Below are 10,146 nucleotides of genomic sequence, written 5' to 3'. Positions count from 1 at the left end.
GCGCCGGAGGGGGTCCGGGGCCGGCCGCCGGGCGCGGCGGTGGCTCAGCTGCCGGACATCGCCCGGGCGTGCGCGGCGAACAGCTGGGCCGCGGTGCGGCTCGGGTTGGCGGCGTCGGCGTTCCAGACGATCCGGTGCCCGTCGTAGTCGGGGTAGAAGGAGCCGTCGTCCACCCGTGAGGTGAGCAGCCAGAACTGGTCGCCGGCGGCCCCGCCGGCCAGCACCGCGTCGGTCCAGGCCCGGTAGCCGCGGTCCCGGGCGTCGGCGTCGGGGACGTCCCGGGCGGGGTCGACCTGCAGCCCGAACTCCTCGACCACCAGCGGCTTGCCGAGCGCCCGGGCGTCGGCGAGGTGGTCCTGGATCCACCGGGTGCCCCAGGCGACCGGGTCGGTGCCGGGCTTGCTGCCGCTGGTCTCGCCCCAGTTCTGCGGGTAGACGTGCACGGTCGCGTAGTCGACCGCGGGCAGCGCGACCAGCTTGCGCCAGGGCGTGCCCTCGTAGTCCGAGTACGGGTAGTCGGCCCGGCCCGCCTCCCCGTAGAAGCCCTCGTCGCCGACCGCCACCAGCTGCCGGGGCGCCAGCGACTTGACGTGCGCGCTCATCTCGGCGGCCCAGGCCAGCAGCGTGGCACCGGACTTGTCGCTGCGGCAGCGCGGCTCGTTGGCCAGCTCGAAGGCCATGACGGTCGGGTCCTCGCAGTAGCGCAGGCCGGTGTAGGGGTTGCGGCGCTGGGTCAGCTGCCGGGCCCAGGCGCGGTAGCAGGCCTTGATGTTCGGGTCGGTGTAGAACCGGTCGTGGTTCGTCCCGTCGCCGTACGAGTCGTCCGGCAGCCCGAGGAACCACTGCACGTACTGGCGCATGCCGCCGTAGTCCGGCCAGTTGTTCACCAGCGGGAGCACCAGGCGCAGCCCCAGCTGCCCGGCCTTGTGGACGGCGTAGTCCAGGGAGTCGAAGGCCTGCTCGTCGTAGCGGTACGGCGAGGGCTGCAGCGGGCGGTAGGACTGTCCCGAGCCGTCCGCGAAGGCCCAGGCGCGCACCACGCCCAGGCCCATCGCGGCGGCGTCGTCGAGCACCGCGTCGATCATGTAGTGCGACTGCTGGTGCAGGTAGTAGCAGTTGGTCCCGCCGAACCGGAACGGCGCTCCGTTCAGGCGCAGTTCGCCGTCCCGGGCGGTGACGAACGCGGACCGCCGCGGCTGCTGCGCCGGGGTCGCGGCCGCGGCCGGGGCGGCGGCAGCGGCGGTCAGCGTGACGGCCGCTGCCGCGCCGAGCAGCGCGCGGCGGCTCGGACCGGTCGGCGCGGGATAGGTGGTGGGCTCTGCCGAGCCGAACAGGGCGTTCACGGGTGCCTCCGGGGCGGGTGGGGTGGGGCCGGCCCGTCCCCGCGGCTCCTGACCCTCAACAGGAGGCGGGGACGGACCGGGGTCGGCGGGGCGCGGGTCAGACCGCGCCGGGCGGGGCGCTGCTGCCGCGCGGGACCAGCACCGGCGTGGGCGCCGGGCCGCTGGGGGCGGGGCGGCGCTCGATCAGGTCGAAGAGCCGGCCGGCCACCTGGGCGCCGTAGCCGGGCACGTCGTGGCTCATCGCGGAGAGCGTGGGGTGGGTGAGGCGGCACAACTGCGAGTCGTCCCAAGCGATCAGGCTCAGGTCCTGGGGCACCCGCAGGCCGAACTCGGCGGCCACCGCGAGGGCGGCCACGGCCATGATGTCGTTGTCGTAGACGATCGCGGTGGGCCGGTGGGCACCGGCCAGCAGGATCCGGGTGGCCCGGGCCCCGGCCTGCGCCGAGTAGTCGGTGGCCAGGCTGCGGGCCGGTTCCAGGCCGAGCTCGGCGGTGACCCGGGCCAGCGCCCGGGTGCGCAGCACGGTGTGGCCGAGGGCCGGGTCGCCGCCGACCCGGGCGATCCGGCGGTGGCCGAGGACGGCCAGGTAGCGCACCGCCTCCTCGATCGCCGCCGCGTCGTCGGTCCAGACCGCGGTGGTGCCGGGGTCGGCCGGTCCCGGGCGGCCGGCCGCGACCACCGGCATGCCGAGCGCGGCCAGTGCGGGCAGCCGCGGGTCGTCCTCGGTCAGGTCCACCAGGACCGAGCCGGCCACCCGGCGGGCCCGCCACCAGGCGCGGTGCACCGCGGTCTCCTGCGCCCGGTCGGCCACCAGCCGCAGCAGCAGCCAGGCGCCGCGTTCGGCCAGCACCGACTGGATGCCCGAGACGAACTCCATGTAGAAGGGCTCCAGGCCCAGTTGACCGGCCGGCCGGGTCAGCACCAGGCCGATCGCGGTCTCCCGCACGGTGCTGCCACCCCGGGCGGGCAGCCGGCCGAGCTCCGCGGCGGCGGCCCGGACCCGCTCGCGGGTCCCGGCCGAGACCCCGGGCCGCCCGGCCAGCGCGAGCGAGACCGCGGCGGGCGATACCCCTGCCAGCACTGCGACTTGACGCATCGTCACTCCGGGTCGCACCGCAGCCTCCTCGGGCTCACTTGGTGGCGCCGGCCGCGAAGCCGCGGTAGATGAACCGCTGCAGCGCGAGGAAGAACGCCAGGGTGGGCAGGATGACCAGCACGGTGCCGGCCGAGATGGTCTCCCAGTGCGCTCCGAACGGTCCCTTGAACCGGAACAGCGAGGTGGAGATGGTGCCGAGGTCGCTGCTGGGCATGTACAGGAACGGGATGTAGAAGTCGTTGTAGACCGCGATGCCCTTGACGATGACCACGGTGGCGATGGCCGGCCTGAGCATCGGCAGGATGATCCGCCAGTAGATGGTGAAGGAGTTGGCGCCGTCCAGCCGGGCCGCCTCGTCCAGCGAGACCGGGATCGCCCGGATGAACTGCAGGAAGATGTAGACCGAGAGGATGTCGGTGCCCAGGTAGAGCAGGATCGGCGCCCACCGGGTGTTGAACGCCCCGAGGTCGTCGATGATCTGGAAGGTGGCGACCTGGGTGGTCACCCCGGGGACCAGGGTGGCGACCAGGAAGGCCGCGAAGACCAGCTTCTTCAGCCGGAACTCGAACCGGTCCAGCGCGTAGGCGGTCATCGAGCCGAGCAGCACGGTGCCGGCGGTGGAGACGACCAGGATCACCGTGGTGTTGACGAAGGCCTGCAGCATCCTGCCCTGCTGGAAGGCGGTGGCGTAGTTGCCGAGGTTGAACCAGTTCTTCGGCGGCGTCAACGGGCCCGTGGTGACGGCTTCCTGACTGTTCTTCAGTGACGTGAAGAGGATCACGACCAGGGGCACCAGGACCACGGCGGAGGCCAGGACCAGGGAGAGGTACTTCAGCGCCGAGGCGGTGACCTGCCGGGTGCGCACGGAGGTGGGGGACAGTGCGGTCATGAGAGTTCGACCCTCTCCTCCGGCACGAGCCGGCGCTGGATCCAGGTGACGAGCAGGATCAGGACCAGCAGCACCACCGCGGAGGCGGAAGCCAGCCCGACCTTGTCGAACTTGAAGGCGAGTTTGACGGTCTGGATGACGAAGGTCTCGCTGCCGTTGGCCCCGCCGGTCATCACGTAGGGGATCTCGAACACCGCCAGCGAACCGGAGACCGCCAGGATCACGCTCAGGCTGAGGATCGGCTTGATGCTGGGCGCGATGATGTGGCGGAACTGCTGCCAGCGGTTGGCGCCGTCGAGCGCCGCCGCCTCGTACAGGTGCGCCGGGATGGACTGGATGGCGCCCAGGAAGAGCACCAGGTTGAGCCCCATGTAGCGCCAGACCGACACTCCGGCCAGTGACGTGTTGACCAGGTTCGGGTCGCCGAGCCACAGGTGCTTGCCGTGCATGCCGAGCAGTCCCAGCACGGTGTCCAGGGTGCCGCCGGGCTGGAAGAAGTACAGGAAGACGAAGCCGATCGCGACACCGTTGATCAGGTAGGGGAAGAACAGGATGCCCTTGAACAGGTTGCGCAGCCTGGTGTCGAAGCTGAGCACGGTGGCGAAGTAGAGCGCGGCCGCGATCTGCACGAAGGAGGCGACCAGGTAGACCCCGCTGACCAGGAAGACCTTGAACAGCTCCGGCCGGGTGGCCAGGTCGACGTAGTTCTTGGCGCCCACGGTGTCGCTGGTGGGGCTGATCCCGTCCCAGTCGGTCACGCTGTAGCCGAGCATGTCGGCGATCGGCAGGTAGGTGAAGGTCACCACCAGGGCCAGCGGTACCAGCAGGTAGAGCCAGGGGGTGAACCAGCGGTACCGGCGGTGCGCCGGTCGGCGCCGGGCGTCGACCCGGCGGCGGGCCGGCGGGTCGACGGCGGCCGTGGCCGGCTCCCGGTGCCGGTCCTTCTGCAGTGCAGTCATTGTCGTTCCTTCATCGGGCCGCAGGACGCGGGGGGAACGGCGCGGAGCCGTCAGCGGTCGGAGGGGCGGACCGCGCCGTTCACCGTCGGACGGGTCAGCCGGTGACCGTCTGCTGCGAGGCGGCCCACTTCTTGTTCAGGTCGGCGAAGTAGCTGTTCTGGTCGCCGGATCCGGCGCCGCGCGCGATGTCCACCAGCTTCTGGCGGTAGTCGGGGGAGTCCAGGCCGATCTCCGAGCCCTTGTCGATCTTGCTGACCGTGGCGGCCTGGGTCTGGTTCTGGCCGATCATCTTCACGCCCTGCTGCTCGAAGGGCTGCAGGTCGCTCGGGAGCGCGGTGCCCTTGACCGAGGAGATGGCCTGCTCGGCCTGCGCGCTGCCGGACTTGTTGATGTACCAGTCGAGCCAGGCCCGGGAGGCGTCCTTGTGCTTGGAGTGGACGTTGACCGCGTACTTGTAGTCCGGCTGGACCACGGTGCACAGCTTGCCGTCGGCGCCGGCCTGCGGGAACGGCATGAAGCCGATCGAGTCGGGGCTCTGGCCGGCCGTCTTGGCGGCGGCCTGCATCTGCGGCACGGCCCAGGAGCCCAGGAACATGGTGGCCACCTTGCCGGTGCCCATCAGGGTCTTGGAGTTCTCCCAGTTGGTGGTGGTCGGGTCGGCCTCGGTGAGCTTCGAGTTGACCGTGGTGTAGAGCAGGCTGTCGATCGCGTTCAGGTCCTTGCCGCTGCTCCACGGCGAGGTGTCCTTGGCCAGCGCGTCCTTGGCGGCCGGGTCGCACGAGGCCGAGCCGATCGCGTTGGACCACTGCTGCAGCGGCCAGCCGTCGTGGTAGTTGGTGTAGTACGGCGTGGCCTGGGTCTTGGCCTTGATCGCCTTCAGGTCGTCGACGAACTGGGCCTGGGTGGTGGGCCAGTCGGTGAGGCCGGCCTGCTTCCAGACCGTCTTGTTGTAGACGAAGCCGCTGGCCGTGCCGTAGTTGGCGATGCCGTAGACCTTGCCCGCGACGGTGGCGTAGTCGGTCCACTGGTAGGTCTTGGACAGGTCGGCGGCGTCGCCGAGCGGCGAGAAGAACTCCGCGTACTCGGTGATCGGGACGTTGTTCGGGATCAGCAGGACGTCACCGTAGTTCTCGGTGTTCATCCGGATCTTGACCTCCCCCTCGTAGTCGGTGATCGCCTCGAACTTCACCGTGACGTTGGGGTAGGTCTTGTTGAACTCGGCGGCGTAGTTCTTCAGGGTGCCGTCGGAGAGCTGGTCGGTGCGGTTGGTCAGCACCGTGATCTCGCCGGACACCTTGGCCGGGTCGGTGGGCGAGACGGCCTCGGCCGCCGCCGCAGGGGCCGAGTGACCACTGCCGCCGCTACAGGCCGTGAGCACCACCAGGGACGCGGCCGTGACGGCCACCCATCCTCTTCGCATCGTGGATCGTCCTTCGCGCTGATCGTTGTCGATGTCCGGGAGCGCAGCCGAGGACCGGAAACCGGCGTCCCGGGCTGTTGGCTGCTTAACGTAGACGTCATTTCCCCGCCATGTCCATAGACCGGTCAACATTGATATTCAGCGGTTCTATTACCGATCAAGGCGCTATTTACTAAACCTTTGCTTTATGGAGTGACGATCCGGCGTCGGCGCCCGGTTGGTCCTCGGGATTCCTGGACAACGTTGTCATCCGGAGCGACAATCGTCCGGACGCGACGCGGCCCCACCCTGCCCGGAGGCGGGGTGGGGCCGGTTCCGTCGGTGCGGATCTCACGTTGTGTCACGGGCGGCCGCTCCGGACGGCGCGGCGGCAGTGGGCCCGGTCGGCCCTGCGGGTGTGGCGGACCGTCAGCCGCCCAGCACCAGGTCGGTCCAGGCGTTGGCCAGGATCTGGTGGCCGAGCGCGGTCGGGTGCACGCCGTCCGCGGCGATCGCCAGCGGCGTGCCGATCCCCTCGGCGGCCCGGTTCAGCAGCGCGTCGGCGGTCAGCAGCGCCGCCCCGAACTCGGCGGCGAGCCGGTGCACCGCCTCGATGCGCGGCTCCAGGTCGGCACGCCAGGCCAGCTGCTCCTCGGCGACCGGGACCAGGAAGGGCTCGATCAGCACCAGCTGCGCCGTGCCGGCACCGCGCAGCCGGGTGAGCAGCTCGCGGTACTGCTCCTCCCACGGTTCGACCGGGCTGACCAGTCCCGCGTCGAACCGGCGCCAGGTGTCGTTGACACCGATCAGGACCGAGGCCAGGTCGGCCCGCACGGCCACCGCCTCGCGCTCCCAGCGCGCCGCCAGGTCGGCCATCCGGTTGCCCGCGATGCCGCGGTTGACCACGGTCGCCCCCGGGTGGGCGGTGCGCAGCCGGTCGGCGGCGAACGCCACGTAGCCGTCGCCGAGGTCGGCCGGGTCGGTGCGGTCGCGGCCGGCGTCGGTGATGCTGTCGCCTTGGAACAGCACGGTGGCGGTGGGCGGCAGGTCGAACGGCATGAGGGGTCCTCCGGACAGTGGGCAGTCGCTCGGCCACTGTGACAGAGCCCGGAGCGGCCCGGCCGCCCCCGACACTCCGGTAGGGGTACTCGGGCAGGTCGCCCGGGTCGGCCCCGGCGGCGGCCGGGCGGGGAGACCTGCGAACCGGGTCCCGCGGGCGGGCGGCAGCAGGTCGGCCGGACCGGTCCGGCATGCTGATCATCCGTCAATCGGACACGTCCGGTTAACCTTTGGTTCGACCGGAGTCTTGGAAAGTGACGATGATACCGGCCAGTATTCGGCGTATGAATTTCGGACAACTCCGGCTGGGCCGGATGAGCAGCTGGGCGACGCGCCGGACCGCCGGCGCGCTGGTGGCCGCGGGACTGGCCGCCACGGCGCTGGTCGGCTCCGGCGGCGCGGGCAGCGCCGTCGCCTCCTCGCACGAGTTCCACCCACCGAAGATCAAGCACGTGTGGGTGATCATGCTGGAGAACAAGTCGTACGAGGCCGCGTTCACCGGCCTCAACCAGAACAGCTACCTGTGGAAGACACTGCCCCAGTACGGCGAGCTGCTGCGCCAGTACTACGGCACCGGCCACTACAGCCTCGACAACTACATCAGCGCGGTCAGCGGCCAGGCCCCGGCCCCGGCCAACCAGGCCGACTGCCCGCAGTACACGGACGTCGCCCCGGGGACCCCGGCGGCGGACGGTCAGGTGCACGCGACCTCGGGGTGCGTGTACCCCGACTCGGTCTACACGCTCTTCAACCAGCTGGACGACAAGAACGTCAGCTGGAAGGCGTACATGCAGGACATGGGCAACACGCCCGGCCGTGAGGACCCGTACAAGTGCGGGATCCCCGGCGACCCGTCGGGCGCCGGCGTCGTGGACCCGCCCGGCTCCACGCCGCAGGACCAGTACGTCGCCAAGCACAACCCGACCGCCTGGTTCCACTCGCTGATCGACGACCCGCAGGAGTGCGCCCAGGTCGTGCCGCTCGACGGCCGCGCCGCCGAGCCGGGCCACGCCGCGCTGAGCGGCCTGGCCGACGACCTGAAGAGCGCGGACAGCACGCCCGCGTTCTCCTGGATCACGCCGAACAACTGCACCGACGCCCACGACTCGACCTGCAAGGGCGACAACGGCTCGGGCGACCCGAACAACCACCAGGGCGGCCTGTACGCCTCGGACCTGTTCCTGCAGAAGTGGATCCCGCAGATCATGGCCTCGCCGGCCTTCAAGGACGGCGGCATGATCGACATCACCTTCGACGAGGCGTTCCCGCCGTACAAGCTGTACGGCAACTCCAACGCCGACTACACCGGCAACGCGACCTCCTCGCTGAACGTGCCGACCGACACCGCCCAGTCCGTGGTGGCCTGCTGCAACGAGCTGCCCGGCCCGAACACCACCCAGCCCGGTTTCCAGGCCTTCGGCCAGGACACCACCCCGGGCGGCGGCATCACCGGCTCGGTGCTGATCTCCCAGTACATCAAGCCGGGCACGATCAGCGACCAGCCGTACAACCACTACTCCTGGCTGCGGTCCATGGAGGACCTGTTCCGGGTGGACCACGGCGGCACCGACGGCCACGGCCACCTCGGCTACGCCGGCATGCCGGGCCTGCGCCCGTTCGGCCCGGACGTGTACAACAACCCCGGCGGCCAGTCGGTGGCGCCCGCGCCGAGCGGCAGCAACGGCGTCTACTCCGCCCACCAGATCGACCCGCAGAACCAGCCGGCCGACCTGGCACCGGACTTCACCGGTGCGACCGCGGCCGACGACAGCCTGAAGCCGGGAGCCGGCAAGTGACCCACCGCTCCACCAGCCGGAGCCGCGCCCTCGGGCGCGGCTCCGGCCGGCGGCTGGCCGCCGCCGCCCTGCTCCTCCCGCTCGCGCTGACCGCCTGCGGCGGTCCCGCCGCCGCGTCCAGGCCGGGCGCGATGGCGATCCCGAGCGCCCCCGCCTCCCGGCCGCCGGTCACCGCGGCGCCCGGCCACGCCCAGCTGGTGGCGATGGGCGACGCCGTCCACCTCGACCTGGGCGGCCGGCAGGGCCAGATCACCGCGACCGGCCCCGACCTGGTGCAGACCGCCCCCGGCGCCGACGGCAAGCCGCCCGCGCAGTCGGCCGGCACCGTCACCGTGGTGCTGCGCAGCACCACCGGCGACTGGGCCCTGGATCCCGCCGCGCTGAGCGCCACCGACGAACTGGGCAAGCCGATCAGGCTCACCCCGGACGCCGCCGCGGTCACCGCCACCCCGGGCCACGACGCGACCCTGCGCCTGAGCGGCACCTTCACCGCCGGCCACGCCACGCTGACCTGGGCCGAGGCCGGAACCACCCTGGCGACCTGGGACTTCGAGGTCGAGCTGGACTGAGCCGCCGACCCGGCGGCCGGCGGCGCGGACCCGCCGCCGGCGCGCTGCGGCCGGTCGGCTCAGCCGGCCACCACCGCGACACCCGCCGCGCCCGCCGGCAGCACCGGCGGGCCGTCGACGACCTGCGTGCCGCCGGGCCCGAAGCGCACGGCCTGCAGCCGGTTGCCCGTCGCGTCGCGGACGTAGAGCACGTCGTCGCGCCCGAGGGCCTCGTCCGTCGGGTGGCCGCCGACCGTGGCGGCCACCGGTGCGGTCAGGGTCAGCGCGCCGTCCCGCACCCGGTACGTGGAGACGGTGCCGGTCGCGGCGTTGGCCACGTAGGCGGTGCCGGTACCGCGCGAGACCACCAGCCAGCAGGCCGCGCCGCCGCCGTCCGGCAGGTAGTCGAGCGGCCGGGCCGTGCCGGAGGCGACGGAGTAGGTGCTGACCGCACTGGCCGCGGCGTCGGAGACCACCGCGGTGCCGCGGGCGTCGAAGTCGAAGCCGAACGGCACCGCGGCCGCCGAGGCGGTGCGGGACGCGGCGGAGGCCAGGCCCCGGTGGTCCACGGTGAAGGTGTCCAGCGCGTTGCTGCCCTTCTCGGTGACGACCAGTCGGGTCCCGTCGGGGGAGAAGGCGACCTCGGCCGCCCCGGCCGCGCCGGCCGACAGCGCGCGGGTGGAGCCGGCCAGCGGGGTCAGCGCGCCGTGGCGCAGGCGGAACCCGGCGATCGTGCCGCTCCCGGCATCGAGCACGTAGACCAGGTCGCCGTGGACGGTCACGCTCACCGGCTGGGTACCGCCCGAGCCGACGGTGGAGCTCGCGGTCAGGCCGCCGTCGCGGGCGATCCGCAGCGCGGTCACCGAGTTCGAGCCCGCGTTGACGGCCAGCAGGACCCGGCCGTGGTCGGCGGGCACGACCGCGCCCTGCGAGCCGAGGCCGGCGCCCGAGCCGAGGCCCCCGGTCGGGACGGAGCCGGCCGGGGTCAGCACGCCGTCGCGGTCGTGGAACGCGAGCACGGCGTTGCCGGCCGCCGCGTTGGACAGGGTGTAGACTG

Annotated in this window: 9 protein-coding genes; 2 read left to right on the top strand and 7 right to left on the bottom strand. The window is 72.1% G+C overall.

Annotated elements, in window-relative coordinates:
* Nucleotides 1-44: 44 nt before the first annotated feature.
* The 6 genes from ACFW1A_RS33040 to ACFW1A_RS33015 form a co-directional block, all read right to left on the bottom strand.
* On the bottom strand, nucleotides 45-1,343 hold the full coding sequence (locus ACFW1A_RS33040; protein ID WP_380415522.1) for a cellulase family glycosylhydrolase: 1,299 nt from the start codon (nucleotides 1,341-1,343) through the stop codon (nucleotides 45-47).
* A 97-nt stretch (nucleotides 1,344-1,440) separates the two neighbouring features.
* A complete protein-coding gene (locus ACFW1A_RS33035; protein ID WP_380415520.1) occupies nucleotides 1,441-2,439 on the bottom strand; it encodes a LacI family DNA-binding transcriptional regulator in 999 nt (332 codons plus the stop codon).
* Between the two features lie 34 nt (nucleotides 2,440-2,473).
* A complete protein-coding gene (locus ACFW1A_RS33030; protein ID WP_380415518.1) occupies nucleotides 2,474-3,328 on the bottom strand; it encodes a carbohydrate ABC transporter permease in 855 nt (284 codons plus the stop codon).
* Complete coding sequence (locus ACFW1A_RS33025; protein WP_380415516.1) at nucleotides 3,325-4,287, bottom strand: carbohydrate ABC transporter permease; 963 nt, start codon at nucleotides 4,285-4,287, stop codon at nucleotides 3,325-3,327. The genes ACFW1A_RS33030 and ACFW1A_RS33025 overlap by 4 nt, the downstream gene beginning before the upstream one ends.
* A gap of 94 nt (nucleotides 4,288-4,381) precedes the next feature.
* The gene (locus ACFW1A_RS33020; protein WP_380415514.1) at nucleotides 4,382-5,707 is read right to left on the bottom strand and encodes an ABC transporter substrate-binding protein; all 1,326 of its coding nucleotides are present in this window, start codon (nucleotides 5,705-5,707) and stop codon (nucleotides 4,382-4,384) included.
* 408 nt (nucleotides 5,708-6,115) lie between these two features.
* Nucleotides 6,116-6,745, bottom strand: coding sequence for a GDSL-type esterase/lipase family protein (locus ACFW1A_RS33015; RefSeq protein WP_380415512.1), 630 nt, complete (start codon nucleotides 6,743-6,745; stop codon nucleotides 6,116-6,118).
* 314 nt (nucleotides 6,746-7,059) lie between these two features.
* Here ACFW1A_RS33015 and ACFW1A_RS33010 point away from each other — a divergent pair, with 314 nt between their 5' ends.
* Both ACFW1A_RS33010 and ACFW1A_RS33005 read left to right on the top strand, forming a co-directional pair.
* The gene (locus tag ACFW1A_RS33010) at nucleotides 7,060-8,541 is read left to right on the top strand and encodes an alkaline phosphatase family protein (protein WP_380415510.1); all 1,482 of its coding nucleotides are present in this window, start codon (nucleotides 7,060-7,062) and stop codon (nucleotides 8,539-8,541) included.
* Nucleotides 8,538-9,110 (top strand): hypothetical protein, encoded by a 573-nt coding sequence (locus ACFW1A_RS33005; protein WP_380415508.1) that lies wholly within the window; start codon nucleotides 8,538-8,540, stop codon nucleotides 9,108-9,110. Before ACFW1A_RS33010 ends, ACFW1A_RS33005 begins: the two co-directional genes overlap by 4 nt.
* A gap of 59 nt (nucleotides 9,111-9,169) precedes the next feature.
* Here the strand turns inward: ACFW1A_RS33005 and ACFW1A_RS33000 are convergent.
* A partial coding sequence (locus tag ACFW1A_RS33000) for a lactonase family protein (protein ID WP_380415506.1) occupies nucleotides 9,170-10,146 on the bottom strand: 977 nt, incomplete at its 5' end.

The sequence above is a fragment of the Kitasatospora sp. NPDC058965 genome, from assembly GCF_042741245.1.
Lineage (GTDB): Bacteria > Actinomycetota > Actinomycetes > Streptomycetales > Streptomycetaceae > Kitasatospora.
The sequence above is the reverse complement of the archived record's forward strand: the minus strand, read 5'-3'. Positions and strand labels throughout refer to the sequence as shown.